The organism is Streptomyces sp. NPDC088157, from assembly GCF_044741545.1.
GTDB lineage: Bacteria > Actinomycetota > Actinomycetes > Streptomycetales > Streptomycetaceae > Streptomyces.
In genome coordinates this window covers 595000-610768 of the sequence record NZ_JBIUSU010000005.1, presented here as the reverse complement: position 1 = coordinate 610768, position 15769 = coordinate 595000, and the positions used below count along the sequence as shown (strand labels likewise).

The following is a 15769-nucleotide window of genomic DNA, read 5'->3' as shown; positions in this document are numbered from 1 at the left end:
GCTGACCGCACCAGAAAGGATTCTCACCAGCAATGACCGACGAGAACACTCCCGTCACCCCTGAAGAGGGCGGCGACGTCGTGATGCGCATCGAGCCCGTCGGGCTCGAGACGGAGATGCAGCGCTCGTACCTCGACTACGCGATGTCCGTCATCGTCTCCCGCGCGCTGCCGGACGTCCGGGACGGCCTCAAGCCCGTCCACCGCCGCGTCCTGTACGCCATGTACGACGGCGGCTACCGGCCCGAGAAGGGCTTCTACAAGTGTGCCCGCGTCGTCGGCGACGTCATGGGCAACTACCACCCGCACGGCGACTCCTCGATCTACGACGCGCTGGTCCGCCTCGCGCAGCCGTGGTCGATGCGGATGCCGCTGGTGGACTCCAACGGCAACTTCGGCTCTCCCGGCAACGACCCGGCCGCCGCCATGCGGTACACCGAGTGCAAGATGATGCCGCTGTCCATGGAGATGGTCCGCGACATCGACGAGGAGACCGTCGACTTCACGGACAACTACGACGGCCGCTCCCAGGAGCCGACCGTCCTGCCGGCCCGGTTCCCGAACCTGCTGATCAACGGTTCGGCCGGTATCGCCGTCGGCATGGCGACCAACATCCCCTCGCACAACCTGCGCGAGGTCGCGTCCGGCGCCCAGTGGTACCTGGAGAACCCGGACGCCTCGCACGAGGAGCTGCTGGACGCCCTCCTCGAGCGCATCAAGGGCCCCGACTTCCCGACCGGCGCGCTCGTCGTCGGCCGCAAGGGCATCGAGGAGGCGTACCGCACGGGCCGCGGCTCCATCACGATGCGCGCGGTCGTCGAGGTCGAGGAGATCCAGAACCGCCAGTGCCTGGTGGTCACGGAGCTGCCGTTCCAGGTGAACCCGGACAACCTCGCGCAGAAGATCGCCGACCTGGTGAAGGACGGCAAGATCGGCGGCATCGCCGACGTCCGTGACGAGACGTCGTCCCGCACGGGCCAGCGCCTGGTCATCGTCCTGAAGCGGGACGCGGTCGCCAAGGTCGTCCTGAACAACCTCTACAAGCACACGGACCTCCAGTCGAACTTCGGCGCCAACATGCTGGCCCTGGTCGACGGTGTCCCGCGCACCCTCTCGCTGGACGCGTTCATCCGCCACTGGGTGACGCACCAGATCGAGGTCATCGTCCGCCGTACGCGCTTCCGGCTGCGCAAGGCCGAGGAGCGCGCGCACATCCTGCGTGGCCTCCTCAAGGCCCTGGACGCCATCGACGAGGTCATCGCGCTGATCCGGCGCAGCGACACCGTCGACATCGCGCGCACGGGCCTGATGCAGCTCCTGGAGATCGACGAGATCCAGGCCAACGCCATCCTCGAGATGCAGCTGCGGCGACTGGCAGCCCTGGAGCGCCAGAAGATCATCCAGGAGCACGACGAACTCCAGGCGAAGATCACCGAGTACAACGCGATCCTCGCCTCGCCGCTTCGTCAGCGCGGCATCGTGAGCGCGGAACTGGCCGCGATCGTCGAGAAGTACGGCGACGACCGCAAGACGATGCTGGTGCCCTACGACGGTGACATGTCCATCGAGGACCTGATCGCCGAAGAGGACATCGTCGTCACCATCTCGCGCGGTGGCTACGTCAAGCGCACGAAGGCCGACGACTACCGCTCGCAGAAGCGCGGCGGCAAGGGAGTGCGTGGCGCGAAGCTGAAGGAAGACGACATCGTCGACCACTTCTTCGTCTCGACCACGCACCACTGGCTGCTGTTCTTCACCAACAAGGGCCGCGTCTACCGGGCGAAGGCGTACGAGCTGCCCGACGCCGGGCGTGACGCGCGTGGTCAGCACGTCGCGAACCTGCTGGCCTTCCAGCCGGACGAGGCGATCGCGGAGATCCTCGCGATCCGCGACTACGAGGCGGTGCCGTACCTGGTGCTCGCGACCAAGGGCGGGCTGGTCAAGAAGACGCCTCTGAAGGATTACGATTCGCCGCGCGCCGGTGGTGTCATCGCGATCAATCTCCGCGAGACAGAGGACGGTTCCGACGATGAACTGATCGGAGCCGAACTCGTATCGGCCGACGATGATCTGCTTCTGATCAGCAAGAAGGCGCAGTCGATCAGGTTCACCGCCACGGACGAATCCCTGCGGCCCATGGGCCGTGCCACCTCGGGCGTCAAGGGCATGAGCTTCCGCGAGGGAGACCAGCTGCTCTCGATGAATGTTGTTCGACCCGGTACGTTCGTGTTCACTGCCACAGACGGTGGGTACGCGAAGCGGACCGCCGTCGACGAGTACCGCGTCCAGGGTCGCGGCGGCCTGGGTATCAAGGCTGCCAAGATCGTCGAGGACCGCGGTTCTCTTGTCGGCGCGCTGGTGGTCGAGGAGACCGACGAGATCCTCGCCATCACGCTGTCCGGCGGTGTGATTCGTACGCGAGTCAATGAGGTCAGGGAGACGGGCCGTGACACCATGGGCGTCCAACTGATCAACCTGGGCAAGCGCGATGCCGTCGTCGGCATCGCACGTAACGCCGAGGCGGGGCGTGAGGCGGAGGAGGTCGACGGCGAGGACGCCGTGGACGAGATCGCCGAGGCAGCCACGACCACCGGCACGGACGAGGGTGAGTCGCCCTCGTCCGAGTAGCGAGGAGTGAGTCAACGTGAGCGGAGCCACGGGCGCCGGTACGTCTGCCGGTACGGGTAAGAACGGCGGCGGCCGTGGCTCCGCCGCGTCGGCGGCGGGGGACGCGCGTACGACCGACGCGCGGGGCGCCGGGGGGACCGACGGGCGTGCGGCGGACACCCACACGACCCAGCTGAAGGCCATCAAACCCCCTGCGGCCGACTCGCCCTCACCCTCGACCGACACACAAGGATCGAAGGGATCCCAGGGGGGAACCGTGACGGAAACCCGAGGCACGCAGGCCAAGCAGGAGGCGTCGCCGCTCCCCGGTGAGCGGCAGCCGCAGCAGCAGCCCGCCGGGCCCTACCACCCGCCGCAGGCCTACCCGACGCAGGCGCCCCCGGCGCCGGCCGCGGCCGGCGCCGTACGGCGACCGCGGACCGGCGCCCGCACCACGCCCCGCGTGCGCAAGGCCCGGCTGCGCGTGGCGAAGGCCGACCCCTGGTCGGTGATGAAGGTCAGCTTCCTGCTTTCGATCGCCCTGGGCATCTGCACGATCATCGCGGCCGCCGTGCTGTGGATGGTCATGGACGCGATGGGCGTCTTCTCGACGGTCGGCGGGACGATTTCGGAGGCGACCGGCTCCAACGAGTCGAACGGCTTCGACCTCCAGTCCTTCCTGTCGCTCCCCCACGTCCTGATGTTCACGTCGATCATCGCGGTCATCGACGTCGTCCTCGCGACCGCGCTCGCCACACTCGGCGCGTTCATCTACAACCTCTCCGCGGGCTTCGTCGGCGGCGTCGAGCTGACGCTCGCCGAGGACGAGTGACCTTTGCCGTCGTAGCGGTTCCAAACCCTGCTGTGCGTCCCGTGACTATCGATTTTGGGACTGCCCACGTCGTGCGCTAATCTTCAGGAGTCAGCGCGCGGGACACACACCGCAGAGCGCGGCGGGGCTATAGCTCAGTTGGTTAGAGCGCATCCCTGATAAGGATGAGGCCACAGGTTCAAATCCTGTTAGCCCCACCAGCGAGAAGACCCCCGGGCCATTGGTCCGGGGGTCTTTTGACACCAGTGGTTGACACCAGCGGCGCTGAAGGGCTGCGGTCAGCCGATCAGCGGGTCCTCCAGCAGCTCTGCGAGCAGCGTCACAGCCTCCCGCTCACTGTCGACCCTGGACGCGGCAGCGCCGATGGCGTCGGTCAGCAGCTCGGCGGTGGCCCATGACGGAGGCGGAGTCTCGCCGCCGTCGGGGCCGTCGATGCGTATGACCGCGTGGAAGTGGACTGCTCCGCGATCGGAAACCTCAACGTGGGCATGGCAAGAGCGGCTGATGAGGCGTTGCCGCTGCGGCGTTACGTGACTCATTGATCGTTTCAGAATGAGGACACGGCGTCACCTGTGGGCGCCCGGCCCGTGCCGCGCGCTCGCCGCGTCGGCTGTGAAAATCGCTGTCCGATTGTCGGAACGCGGTGATAGGGAGTCCATGTGACAACGACACTCGCGTTCCCCGTGCTGTTGCGACTGATCGACGAACGGTCGAGCGCCTTCCGCGCCGCGGTAGCCTCCGCGCCCAGCCTCGAGGTGCAGGTGCCGACCTGCCCGGAGTGGACGCTGTCCGATCTGGCGCAGCATATCGGCGAGGGGCGCCGCTCCTGGGCCGCCACCGTAGCCGCAGGGCCTGCCGCTCCGGCCAAGTCCGTCCCAGAGGGCGCCCCGGCTGCGCCTCGGGAGCGCGAGGCCCTGCCGGCCTGGTTGGCCGCGTCGACGCAGGAGTTGCTGGACGCACTGCGGGAGGCCGGCCCGGATCGCGGTTGCTGGACGTGGTGGGGTGCGTCGCAGTCGCCGCAGACCTGTGGCGCCGTCGCCCGGCACCAGCTCCAGCAGATCGCGGTGCACACCTACGACGCCCAGGTCACTGTGGGTGCCCCGCAGCCGCTGCCGGATGAGGTGGCACTCGACGGTGTCGAGGAGTTCCTGTTCACCTGCGTCGCAACGACGAGTGCCTGGCCGCACAAGCCCACCGCCTTCGACTTCCACGCCAACGAGGGCCACTCCTGGCGCCTGACGGTCGACGGCGACGGCGCACGCTCCACCCGTATCCCCGCGCCCGGCACGACGCCTGTCGCTGCTGCCGACGAGGGCCCGAACGCGGCTGGCGTCTCCGTCCGCGGCACGGCCAGTGAGCTGGTCCTCTTCGTGTACGACCGTATCCCGGCGGACTCACTGCAGATCGACGGAGACGCAGGTTTGTTCGACCTGCTCCGCGCGTGGGAACCGGAGGAGTAGGACGGGTGCTGCAGAGCGGCGAAGTAAGCCTTGTCAAGACCGCATGCGACGGCTGACACCAGCGGCTGACACCAACAAGCACGAACCGCAGCGGTCAGCACCGGGCCTCGGTGGACGATCGACCGCGGCGCAGCGGCAGTTGGCCGATCGGCAGACCCCCGTGATCGACCTGATATGGATGAGGCCACAGGGGCAAATCCTGTCAGCCCCACCAGCCAGCAGACCCCCGGTCCAGTGGACCGGGGGTCTGCTGCATCTCCGGGTGACCTCGACCGACGGGCCGCGGGTCGCCGGTGAGCCCGGGACGGATGCGGCGGCGGGAGCACGGCGAAGGCCCGGTGGCTCCTGGGGAGCTGCCGGGCCTTCTCGTGCGGGCTGTACGCAAGTTCGCCGTTACGTCGGGGGAGTCGGCACGCGGCGTGCCGTGGGGCTCAGCGCTGGAGGGGGATGGCCGGCTCGGCGGGGTCCGCGGGGTCGCAGGAGGCCGTGGTGTGCTCGGCGGGTTCCGTGTCCGGGAGCCCGCGGTGGCGGCAGCTGGGGGACTTGCCGTGCGCCTCGGCGCGGATGCGCTGCTTCATCGTGGGGGGCAGGGATCGGGCCCGGGGCCAGACCCAGGGGGCCGAGACCGTCGGCCACGCCGTCGTGTCCGCCGCGGTGGCGCTCTCGCCGCCGCGCGTCGGAAGGGTCTGCGCGGCCGCCGTGCCGGCGGTCGTCGTGATGAGTCCGAGCGCCGTGCACAGCGCGAGCACGGCGGTGACGATGGCGGTCCACAGCTTCATGACCCGGTTCTCGGTCATGGCCCCTCACTTTCGGGTCTGGCGATTTGCGTACTTTCCTCATGATGTGTAGGGGCGGTGCGAAGTGGTGGACCGACGCTCGCGGGGTGGTGTTGTTCTGATGAACACCACCCGTATGCATGCAAAGCGCTCTAAAAATGGAGAAAATGGACCAGATGGGATGAAGAGGTATAAACATCACGGTCTGTCCAAGTGTGATCACCCTCCGATCCGAGCGATGTGATCCGGTCCTACTGCGCTGCCGAAGGCGGGAGTTGAGGGCCGGACGCAGGTCACCGATCGATATCGGTCGGTGTGTATAGTCGGGCGCCAGAGGTCCCCAACGTCAAAGAAAGACGAGGTCGCGCGGTGAAGAAGCTTCTCCTGGTCGCACTGGCCGCCATCGGCGGGCTCCTTGTGTACCGCCAGATCCAGGCGGATCGCGCCGAGCAGGATCTGTGGACGGAGGCAACTGACTCCGTGCCCACGGGTTCGTGAGTATCGATACCGAAGACTGAGCAAACCCCGGCCGCCGCTCGCGGTCGGGGTTTTGTGTTGCGGGTCCCCCCGGCCATGTTGCGGATCCCCCGGCCTGCGGTTAGAGGCGGGATTTTCGGACGCCCGTACGGGATGCGGGGGTGGCACGCGCGCGTGCGGGGCAGGATGGCCCACGTTCGGTCGAAGGCGAGGGGGCGGGGTCGATGGCCCGGCGTACGGGGCGTGGAGCGGCCGTGTGGCGGGCCGTCGTGCGGAGCACGGTCGTGGGAGCGGTGCTCTGCGTGTCGTCGGCGGTGCTGCCCGGACAGGTCGCGGTGGCCGCGCCGGACGTCCCTCCGTACGCCTTCGCCGACGACGTCCGCAGCGCCCCGGCGGCGACCGGCACCACCGACGCCGTACGACTCGAGCCAGGTGCGACGTACAGGAGTTCCCTCCAGGACTCAGGCCAGAGCCAGGACGGGAGCCAGGGCGGGAGCCAGGGCGAGGAGAAGGCCGAGGTCTATTACCGGCTGGAACTCGACGGCAGGTCGAACGTGTATGTCTCCGTCACGGCGATCCCGCGCGCGGGAGCCGCGCTCTCCGCCGGCGACGGGATCAGCGTCTCCGTGCAGGACGCCGACAGCGTCAGATGCTCCTCCGACTCCGTGACCGTCGGCGCCTCCAGGAGCCCGCAGCCGCTCACCGCCTGGGGCGCGCGTGAGCTGCTGCCGGGTAAGGGGCTGTGTCGGAAGGCCGGTACGTACTACGTCGTCGTCGAGCGCATCGGCACGGGTTCCGACACCGGAACCGGCGAAGGAGAGACGGACCCCTCCGCCGCCCAGCCCTGGGACCTCGAGCTCGCGCCCGTCTCGGAACCGCCCCTGGAGAAGGCGGCCGCCACGAACGTGCCCGAGGCGTGGGACTCCGCGACGCCCACGCCCGTTGTCGGCGAGCCGGCCTCCGTCCGGGGCGGGGCGGGCTTCGCCGGGGCGGCCGCCGTGCAGGAGGGTGTATGGAGCGACGAGATCGTCCCCGGGCAGACCCTTTTCTACAAGGTGCCCGTCGACTGGGGACGGCAGCCGTCCGCGACCGTCGACCTGGGCAGCGCGGACAAGAACTCCGGGTACGTGGTCGACGCCCTGGACCTGACCCTCTACAACCCGGTGCGAGCCGACGTCAAGGACACGAGCATCGGCTACGGCGGCAGCCAGAAGTCGGCCTCTCTGCCCCCGGTACCGCCCGTCGGGTACGCCAACCGGTACGCCCCCACCGACCCGACGACGTCCCTGCGGTTCGCCGGCTCGTACTACCTCGTGGTGCACCTCGCCGAACAGGTGGCGGACCGTTTCGGCGAAGGGCCCTACGGGCTGACCCTGCGCGTCCGTGTCGGCGGAAGCACACAGCCCGGACCGGGATACGCGCGGCAGTCGGCGCCCCGCGGCTTCTTCGACGTCGGAGCGCCGGACCCCGAACCCGCGGCGGGCGCGGCGGCGGGCGGCAACGCGTCGGGTGACGGTGCGTCGGGCGGCGACCCCGCGATGACAGCGGTCGCCGTGGGCGGCATCGGCACCGGGAGCGCGCTGCTGATGGTGCTCGCCGTATGGACGCTGGCCGCCCGGCGCCGGGCGGCGGCTCAGATGCGCGTCAACGCCCAGAACCCGACGGCGTAGCAGGCCAGCGCGAGGAACAGCAGCGGCAGCGCGACCTTGGCGGGTGGACCGGGACGCTCACGGCGGGCGGCGCGATGCCCCCGGCGACCGCCGTGCGGCGAGGCGGCCCGCGCGGAAGCCGGACCCTGCTGGCCATGAGGCGTATGAGGCCTACGAGGGGCCAGTGGGGCCTGAGAGGCCTGGGAGCCGTGAGGGTCCTGAGTGGTGTACGAGGCGGTGGACACGTCACCGCGCCGACCACGGGTGGGCAACACGAACGTGGGCTCGTACGGGGGCGCGGCCAGGGGGCCGGGGGCCGGTGCGTGGGCGGGGGGATGCGGAGTGGGGGGCTCCGGGGAGGCGGAGTCGGACTCGGGGAAGGAGCCGCCCGTCGGTTGCGGAGGCGGTAGGTGGAAGCTCCCGGTGTCCGACATGGAGGGGAGGGGAGCGGGTCCGAGAGCGGTGGCCGGGGTCGTCGGTCCCTGGGCCGGGAGCGTGTGACGACGGGGGTCGGTAGGCACCGAATCCGGGTTCCGCGGTGCGTCGTCCGGCCCCTCCCTCGGGGCAGGGTCCGGGGCATGGCCTGAGGCAGAACGTACGGAGCGTGGGGCATCGCCGAAGGCGGGGCGTACGGAGTCTCCGCCCGGCCACACCGAGCCGTTGCCGTTGCCGTTGCCGTTGCCGTTGCCGTTGCCGCTGCCGCTGCCCGGGCGGCCCGGCTCGGGTGCCGAGTCCGGCCGGGGAGGCAGATCATCCCTGCCGGGGTGGACCGGAGTGGCGGCCGCCGTGGGACCGAAGGGGAAAGATCCGGTGCCCGGAGGGGCCGCATCGGGGGCCGCTTCCGGACGGGCGGGCAGCGAGCCGGTGCCCGGGCCGCCCGACACGGGCGCGGTGGTCGGGTGGTTTGGATCGCGAGCGGTGCCCTGGCCGGCCGGTCCGGGTGCGGTGTTGGGGCGTCCGTAATCAGGTACGGCGTTCGGGAGACCCGGGGTCGGTACGGCGTTCGGGCGGTCCGGGGCGTAAACGGCGCCCAGGTCTGCCGAGTCGGGTGCGGTGTTTCGGCGGACGGGGCGGTGGCCGGGCGTCCGAGGAGGCTTTGGCGGGCCGTCGGGGCCGAAACCCGCGGGCAGCGGGCCGAGTTGGTCGAAGATCTCGATCAGCTCGTCGTCGGGGCCGGGCTCGGGAAGCAGCTCAGCGGCCGCCGCGAGCGCTTTGCGCGCCCCCGTGGCCGTACGGAAACGTGCCTGCGGGTCCGGCTGGAGCAGGGTGGCGACCACCTGCCACAGCGGCTCCGGAACACTCTTGGGGGCGCCCGGTGTCCCGTGCTCCGCGAAGTACTGGACGAGCGCCTTGGCGTCCGGCTTGGCGCCCTCCAGCAGATACAGGGCGACCAGGCCGACGGCGAACAGGTCCGCCGGGAAGTCCGGGTCGGCGCCCAGCATCTGCTCGGGTGCGAGGTAACCGGGCGTTCCGACCACGAGGTTGGTCTCGGTCAGGCGGGGCTCGCCCAGCCGCATCGCGATACCGAAGTCGGAGAGCCTGAGACGTGGCCGGGCCGTCCCGGTGGCCTCCAGCAGGATGTTGGCGGGTTTGATGTCGCGGTGCACGACACCCTCCGCGTGGACCGCGGTGAGCCCGGACAGCAACTGGTCGAGCAGCGTGCACACGAAGACCGGGGGCAGCAAACCGTAGTCGCCGACGAGATGGACCAGTGAACCGCCGGCCACCAAATCCATGGTGAACAGGACCTTGTCGTCGTCGGCGGCCCAACTGGCGGGCGCCAGCACATGCGGGTGGTCGATGCGCAGCGCCTGCTCACGGACGAACCGCAGCAGTGCGTGCGCGTCGCTCTGCTGGAGCACCTTCGCGGCCACGTAGCGGCGGCGGCGGTGGTCCCAGGCGCGCCAGACCGCACCGACACCTCCGCGACCGATCGGATCGGCCAGTTCGTACCGTCCGGCGAAGACCTCACCCATGGCTGCGCCTCGCTCCTCCCCCTTGTCCCGCTCGGGTCTCCCCCTCTGCTACCCCCGCGATGAGCGATACGACCCCCCGGCCCCCGTGTCCCCTGCTGCGCCTCTGCCGCGTCCTGCGTTCCCAGCCCCCCCGAACTGCCGACTGCCCGGCTGCCGAACCCCCTTCGGCGACCGGGCCGAGGGCTCAGCTCTGGTGGGACTGGTAGTGCGTGACCGCGTCGGAGGTACGGCCGGCGCCGTACACCCGGAGGAACTCTGCCAGTTCCGGGTGGGTCGGGGCGAGAGTGTCGGCGGCGTCGATGATGTCGCCGGCTGCGGCGACCGAACGCAGCAGGGACTGGATCTCGCGGACGACCCGCTTGACCGTGGGCGCCCCCGAACTGCTGGTCGTCTGTGTGGTGTTGTTGAGCACCGAGCCCCCCTGCGACCGCTTGATCTCGTCCATGCGCTCGGTCGCCTCGGCGGCGCTGACGCTGCCGTCCGCGACTTGCGCCGCCAACTCCTGGAGCAGCTGCACCCGCTGCACCACCGCCGGGTTGCCGATCTTCGCCCGCTGACCGCTCATCAGCTGCGACAGCATCGGTGCCGACAGTCCCAGTACCCCCGCGAGACGAGCCTGGTTGAGGCCAAGATCGTCGATGAGCTTACGGAAGAGCGCCCCCAGCGGCTCCCCGTACCAGTTCCGCTGCAGTTCCCGCGCTCTCGCGGTCGCTTCCTGCTGTGCGGCGTCCATTGCGTCTCCCCATCGCTTCCCCAGAAACCGAGGTTCGCTGTAGCGAACCCGGTCCGAGCATCTTACGGAGAGTGGTCATCTGCGGGGACCCCCAATCTTTTTGCGAGATACCCCGGGTGACCCGGTACTCTGGTCTGCGGCGCCCGGCAGTACGAGGTTCTTCTGGCCGGACGTCTCTAGCGGGGCCTTAGCTCAGTTGGTAGAGCGCTGTCTTTGCATGGCAGATGTCAGGGGTTCGACTCCCCTAGGCTCCACACAGAAGACCCCTCCCACCTGCGGATAAGCAGGTGGGAGGGGTCTTTTCCGTGGAGTGCGGGCGCCGACCGCTCAGCTACGGGCGCCGACCGCTCAGCTACAGGCGTCGGTCGCTCAGCCTCGGTCGTCGCGGTTCGCGGCGTCCTCCTCGGCCTCCTTGGCCTGCACCTCGGGGTCGAGGACCGCCGGGTCGCCGCTGCCGTCCACCGAGGTCAGACCGCTCGAGGCGGGTACCTCCGTGGCCGCCGGCGGCTCGACCAGCCAGTCCGGGTTGGCCTGCTTGTCCCACCACTTCCAGGCCGCGTAGGTACCGCCGGCGACGGCACCGAGCACGGCCAGCGCCTTGGCGAGCTTGCCCGCCTTGGCCCGCCGCCGGTGCTTGCGCACCAGCTTCTCGATCTCCTTCGGCGTCACCTGGCCGCGCAGGGCGGCCAGCGCGGCGACGCCGCGAGCGGCGGCCTCGTCCTTCACGGGCCCGGCCGCGGCCACCGCCTGTTCGATCCTCGGCCGGGAGTAGTCGGCGGCCTGCCGTGCGGCCAGCCTGGTGCGGGCGGCCGCTTCCTGCGCGGCCAGGTCGACCTTCGGCGGGACATGTGTCTTCGCCTGTTCCAGACGCGGGGCGACGTGGGCGTCATACTGCACGCGGGCCTGTTCGGCGGCCTGCGACACCTTGGGCGCGAGCCGTACACGGGCCTCATGCGCGTAGAGCGCGGCCCGTTCCTTGGCCGTGTCGGCGTAGGGCGCCACCACTTCCGCGGCGTGCAGCACGCTGTCCTTCGCCGAGCCGGTCGCGGCGCGCACGCTGTCGATGCGGGTCACGGGTTCCTCCTCCTCGGTGGCGTACGGTATTTCGACTTTCCACCCTTTTACGGATCATGCCTGCGAATGGCTGTCGCGGCATGCGCGGGCAGGCATACGGGTGCTGATCACATGCGATAGGGGATGGATCGGGACAATGGCAATAGAGGGTCGACAGGGCGACAAAGCCGACGATGCCACGGATCGGCCCCGCCCGCTCCCGTCCCGGCCGAGTCGGGCGCTTTTCCGTACCCCAACCGTCGGTTCCGGTACCGGATCGTCCGTCGGGCGACGCCCGCTCCGGGCCGTGCGAGGATCTGGGTCTCACAGAGAGACAACGGAAGGCAGACCGTGGCCGAGCAGCTTTACGCCACCCTGAAGACCAACCACGGCGACATCGAGATCCGGCTGTTCCCGGACCACGCCCCGAAGACGGTCAAGAACTTCGTCGAGCTCGCCACCGGCGGGCGGGAGTGGGTCAACCCGGAAACCGGCGTGCGGTCCTCGGACAAGCTGTACGACGGCACGGTCTTCCACCGGGTGATCAGCGGATTCATGATCCAGGGCGGCGACCCGCTGGGCAACGGGACCGGCGGCCCCGGCTACCAGTTCGAGGACGAGTTCCACCCGGACCTGCGTTTCGACAGGCCCTACCTGCTGGCCATGGCGAACGCCGGCCCGGGCACCAACGGCTCGCAGTTCTTCATCACCGTCTCCCCGACGGCCTGGCTGACCCGCAAGCACACCATCTTCGGCGAGGTCGTCGACCCGGCCGGCCAGAAGGTGGTGGACGTCATCGCGGCCACCCCGGCCAACGCGCGCACCGACCGTCCGCTGAAGGACGTCGTCATCGAGTCGGTCGTCGTCGAGAGCCGCAAGGGCTGAGGCGACGCCCGCGGCGGACCACCGGGAACCAGACGAATCACCGGGAACCAATCGCCCTGTCCGTCCGTAAGGATGAGCAGGGCGGTTCCTTTCCGACTACGCCGGGGTACGCCGACCTCTCCGACCACGACGGCTCGGACGACTTACTTGGGGGAGCCCATGGATCAGGCGCCTGGCAGCCGACAGGACGACGCGCAGAGCGGCCTGCCCGTCTGTTACCGGCACCCCGACCGGGAGACCGGCATTCGCTGCACCCGCTGCGAGCGTCCGATCTGCCCGGAGTGCATGGTCAGCGCCTCCGTCGGCTTCCAGTGCCCCACCTGCGTCCGCGAAGGATCCGGCACCGGCCACGCGCCAGACGCCTCGCAGCCCCGCACGCTCGCGGGGGGCGCGGTCACCGCGGATCCCCACCTGGTCACCAAGATCCTCATCGGTCTCAACCTGGCGTTCTTCCTGGCCCAGCAGGCTGTCGGCGACACCTTCACCGAGCGGTTCGACCTGATCGGCCGCGCGATCATGCCCGCCCTCGGGTACGGCGAGGTCCAGGGCGTGGCCGAAGGACAGTGGTACCGGCTGCTGACCTCGATGTTCCTGCACGGCAGTTACATCCACATCCTGTCCAACATGCTCAGTCTGTGGTGGATCGGCGGTCCCCTCGAAGCGGCCCTCGGCCGGGTCCGCTACCTCGCGCTGTATCTGGTCTCCGGCCTGGCCGGCAGCGCGCTGAGCTACCTGCTCGCCGAGCCCAACCAGGCCTCGCTGGGTGCCTCCGGGGCCATCTTCGGTCTGTTCGGCGCGCTCGCCGTGCTGGTGCGCCGGCAGCGCTACGACATGCGGCCGGTCATCGCCCTGCTGGTGATCAACCTGGTCATCACCTTCGGCTGGAACGGCATCTCCTGGCAGGCCCACATCGGTGGCCTGGTCGCCGGTGTCGTCATCGGCATCGGCATGGTCCACGCCCCCCGCGAGCGCCGCGCTCTCGTGCAGTACGGAACCTGTGCGGTGGTGCTGGCGGTCGTCGTGGTGGTGACGCTCCTGAGGACCGTCCAGCTCACCTGAGCACGTTGTCCACAGTCTGTGCCGAATCTTGTGCACAACGTGCGGGAACAGCTGTGCCCCCTGCCACCGACTTGCGTTTGCACAGGTCAGGCAGGGGGCGAACAGGCATTCGAGTGAAGGTGGAAGCCGGTAGTTAGGTCACACCGGCGTCAACCTTCGATGAGTTATCCACAGATCGTCTTTCTTTTCCCCATGTGGAAAACTGCTGTGGATAACTCAGGGGATACCCCTGGGCAGAGCTACTCGCCCCGCGTCGCCCCCGCTGTCTCCAGCGCTACTTCCACTGCGTGGAGACGCCGAACCCGGCCGCGATGAACCCGAAGCCCACCACGATGTTCCAGTTGTCCAGCTGGTCGATGGGCAGTGACCCGTCGGTCACGTAGAAGACCACGATCCAGGCGAGCCCGATAAGGAACATGGCCAGCATCACGGGGGCGACCCAGGCGCGGCTGTTCAGCTTGATGGCGGTCGCCTGCTTCGCCGGGGGCGGCGTGTAGTCGGCCTTCTTGCGGATACGTGACTTCGGCACGAGGGTCTCTCCTGTCGATGCGCTGCGTGGCCGCGCAGGTGCTGGATCGGGCTCGGGGGCTGCGTGCCAGGGGACTGAGGGGCTCCCCCGGGCGTCCGTTAGCGTAGTGCTTCTACGGCGCCGAAGGAGATAAGGGTACGTTGAGCAATTCTGCCGACTCCCCCCGGACGGGTACAACGGGTTCCGCCCCCGACCCCGCCCCTGTTTCCGCTCCGGAGCCCTCGCCGGCCTCCTCCCCTGCCGCGTCCCAGGCCTCTTCGCACGATCGCCGGGGCGGTTTCCGGCCCGTGCGGGTGCTCACAGTGGGTGTCTTCGCCCTCGCCGGCCTGCTCTTCTTCACCAGCTTCAACACGGCCAAGGGCACCAACATCCGCACGGACGCCTCCTTGCTGAAGCTGTCCGACCTCATCCAGGAACGCAGCCAGAAGAACGGCGAGGTGGACGAGGCGAACGGGGCCCTGCGCGACGACGTGGAGTCCCTGGCCGAGGCCGACGACGGAAGTACCCGGGCCCAGGACGACAAGCTCGCGGGGCTGGAGAAGAAGGCCGGGACCCAGAAGGTCAAGGGCAAGGCCATCACGGTCACCCTCAACGACGCCCCGCCGAACGCCACCGCCAAGCTCCCCGGCTACCCGGAACCGCAGCCCGACTACCTGGTCATCCACCAGCAGGACCTCCAGGCCGTGGTGAACGCGCTCTGGCAGGGTGGCGCCCAGGGCATCAAGGTCATGGACCAGCGGCTGATCTCCACCAGTGCCGTCCGCTGTGTCGGCAACACCCTGATCCTCCAGGGCCGCGTCTACTCGCCGCCGTACAAGATCCAGGCGGTCGGCGACCCGGAGAAGCTCCAGCAGGCGCTCGCGGACGCTCCGGCGATCCAGAACTACATGGTCTACGTGAACGTCTACGGCCTCGGCTGGAAAGTCACCGAGGACGGGGCGGTGACTCTGCCGGGCTACTCGGGCACAGTGGATCTGCACTACGCCAAGCCTGTGGAGTAGTGGGGTAGCGGCCGCCGGGGGGCGCCTGTGTCGGTGCGGGTGATCGTCAGGACGTTCAGCGAGCTGTGCATCACCGCCGGCACGGTCATCGTCCTCTTCGTCGTCTACGTGCTGTTCTGGACCGGTGTGCAGGCCGACCGTGTCATGGGCGACCAGATCGACGATCTCCACGACCAGTGGGACCGGCAGACCGCGGGCCCCGCCCCCGCCCCCGGCGCGAGCGCCACCGTGCCGCCGGCGACGGCGCCGTACCGGAGCGGCAAGCCCTTCGCGGTGATGTACATCCCGCGGCTCGGTTTCACGTGGAACAAGCCGGTGCTCGAGGGGACCGCCGCCGGCACCCTGAAGAAGGGACTGGGGCACTACGCGGGCAGCGCGCGGCTCGGGCAGACCGGGAACTTCTCCGTCGCAGGTCACCGCCGTACCTACGGCGACCCGTTCAAGGACTTTCCGAAGCTCGGGCGGGGGGACGCGGTGGTGCTGACGGACGGGACGACGTGGTTCACCTATCGGATCGACAAAGGGCCGTACAAAACCGTGCCCTCGGACGTCGAGGTGATCGACGCTGTGCCACGTAAGTCGGGGTATACGCGTCCGGGCCGGTACCTGACGTTGACCACGTGCGATCCGGAATGGGGGCACAGTCACCGGCTGATCGTCTGGGCGCACCTGGACTCCACACAGCCCGTGGAGGCAGGCGAACCGAAGGCCTTGCGCCGTTAGTCTGGTGGCG

Annotated in this window: 14 protein-coding genes, 2 tRNA genes and 1 pseudogene; 11 read left to right on the top strand and 6 right to left on the bottom strand. The window is 69.4% G+C overall.

The window, feature by feature from the left end:
* Positions 1-32: 32 nt before the first annotated feature.
* The 3 genes from gyrA (at position 33) to ACIPFH_RS22870 (ending at position 3638) form a co-directional block, all read left to right on the top strand.
* Positions 33-2627, top strand: a complete 2595-nt coding sequence (gene gyrA / locus ACIPFH_RS22880; RefSeq protein ID WP_401828847.1) for a DNA gyrase subunit A — start codon at positions 33-35, stop codon at positions 2625-2627.
* Between the two features lie 16 nt (positions 2628-2643).
* Entirely contained in the window at positions 2644-3438 is a 795-nt protein-coding gene (locus ACIPFH_RS22875) for a DUF3566 domain-containing protein (protein WP_401828846.1), read from the top strand.
* A 123-nt stretch (positions 3439-3561) separates the two neighbouring features.
* A tRNA-Ile gene (locus tag ACIPFH_RS22870) sits at positions 3562-3638 on the top strand.
* 138 nt (positions 3639-3776) lie between these two features.
* On the opposite strand, the pseudogene ACIPFH_RS22865 reads toward ACIPFH_RS22870, so the two are convergent.
* Positions 3777-3977 (bottom strand): annotated as a pseudogene (locus tag ACIPFH_RS22865) (replication initiator); the annotation flags it as partial.
* A 120-nt stretch (positions 3978-4097) separates the two neighbouring features.
* Between ACIPFH_RS22865 and ACIPFH_RS22860 the strand changes: the two are divergent.
* On the top strand, positions 4098-4898 hold the full coding sequence (locus ACIPFH_RS22860) for a maleylpyruvate isomerase N-terminal domain-containing protein (protein ID WP_401828844.1): 801 nt from the start codon (positions 4098-4100) through the stop codon (positions 4896-4898).
* Positions 4899-5329: 431 nt separating this feature from the next.
* Here the strand turns inward: ACIPFH_RS22860 and ACIPFH_RS22855 are convergent, their stop codons facing one another.
* The gene (locus ACIPFH_RS22855; RefSeq protein ID WP_401828841.1) at positions 5330-5695 is read right to left on the bottom strand and encodes a DUF6344 domain-containing protein; all 366 of its coding nucleotides are present in this window, start codon (positions 5693-5695) and stop codon (positions 5330-5332) included.
* Positions 5696-6043: 348 nt separating this feature from the next.
* Between ACIPFH_RS22855 and ACIPFH_RS22850 the strand changes: the two genes are divergently transcribed.
* Both ACIPFH_RS22850 and ACIPFH_RS22845 read left to right on the top strand, forming a co-directional pair.
* Entirely contained in the window at positions 6044-6172 is a 129-nt protein-coding gene (locus ACIPFH_RS22850) for a DLW-39 family protein (RefSeq protein ID WP_003999697.1), read from the top strand.
* Between the two features lie 203 nt (positions 6173-6375).
* Complete coding sequence (locus ACIPFH_RS22845) at positions 6376-7821, top strand: hypothetical protein (RefSeq protein ID WP_401828838.1); 1446 nt, start codon at positions 6376-6378, stop codon at positions 7819-7821.
* Here the strand turns inward: ACIPFH_RS22845 and ACIPFH_RS22840 are convergent.
* Positions 7785-9776 (bottom strand): protein kinase, encoded by a 1992-nt coding sequence (locus tag ACIPFH_RS22840; RefSeq protein WP_401828835.1) that lies wholly within the window; start codon positions 9774-9776, stop codon positions 7785-7787. The genes ACIPFH_RS22845 and ACIPFH_RS22840 overlap by 37 nt on opposite strands.
* A 184-nt stretch (positions 9777-9960) precedes the next feature.
* The gene (locus ACIPFH_RS22835) at positions 9961-10509 is read right to left on the bottom strand and encodes a DNA-binding protein (RefSeq protein ID WP_356261279.1); all 549 of its coding nucleotides are present in this window, start codon (positions 10507-10509) and stop codon (positions 9961-9963) included.
* A 181-nt stretch (positions 10510-10690) separates the two neighbouring features.
* Here ACIPFH_RS22835 and ACIPFH_RS22830 point away from each other — a divergent pair.
* A tRNA-Ala gene (locus ACIPFH_RS22830) sits at positions 10691-10763 on the top strand.
* Between the two features lie 115 nt (positions 10764-10878).
* On the opposite strand, the gene ACIPFH_RS22825 is transcribed toward ACIPFH_RS22830, so the two are convergent.
* Positions 10879-11583, bottom strand: a complete 705-nt coding sequence (locus tag ACIPFH_RS22825; RefSeq protein WP_401828833.1) for a DUF5324 family protein — start codon at positions 11581-11583, stop codon at positions 10879-10881.
* A 330-nt stretch (positions 11584-11913) separates the two neighbouring features.
* Here ACIPFH_RS22825 and ACIPFH_RS22820 point away from each other — a divergent pair, with 330 nt between their 5' ends.
* Together ACIPFH_RS22820 and ACIPFH_RS22815 are read left to right on the top strand one after the other, a co-directional pair.
* Positions 11914-12447, top strand: a complete 534-nt coding sequence (locus tag ACIPFH_RS22820) for a peptidylprolyl isomerase (RefSeq protein WP_401828830.1) — start codon at positions 11914-11916, stop codon at positions 12445-12447.
* Positions 12448-12606: 159 nt separating this feature from the next.
* A complete protein-coding gene (locus ACIPFH_RS22815; protein WP_401828828.1) occupies positions 12607-13506 on the top strand; it encodes a rhomboid family intramembrane serine protease in 900 nt (299 codons plus the stop codon).
* A 274-nt stretch (positions 13507-13780) separates the two neighbouring features.
* Here the strand turns inward: ACIPFH_RS22815 and crgA are convergent, their stop codons facing one another.
* The gene (gene crgA, locus ACIPFH_RS22810; protein ID WP_069769324.1) at positions 13781-14035 is read right to left on the bottom strand and encodes a cell division protein CrgA; all 255 of its coding nucleotides are present in this window, start codon (positions 14033-14035) and stop codon (positions 13781-13783) included.
* A gap of 140 nt (positions 14036-14175) precedes the next feature.
* On the opposite strand from crgA, the gene ACIPFH_RS22805 reads away from it, so the two are divergent.
* Both ACIPFH_RS22805 and ACIPFH_RS22800 read left to right on the top strand, forming a co-directional pair.
* Complete coding sequence (locus ACIPFH_RS22805) at positions 14176-15036, top strand: DUF881 domain-containing protein (RefSeq protein ID WP_401828826.1); 861 nt, start codon at positions 14176-14178, stop codon at positions 15034-15036.
* A 33-nt stretch (positions 15037-15069) separates the two neighbouring features.
* Entirely contained in the window at positions 15070-15759 is a 690-nt protein-coding gene (locus ACIPFH_RS22800; RefSeq protein WP_401829238.1) for a class E sortase, read from the top strand.
* Positions 15760-15769: the final 10 nt, after the last annotated feature.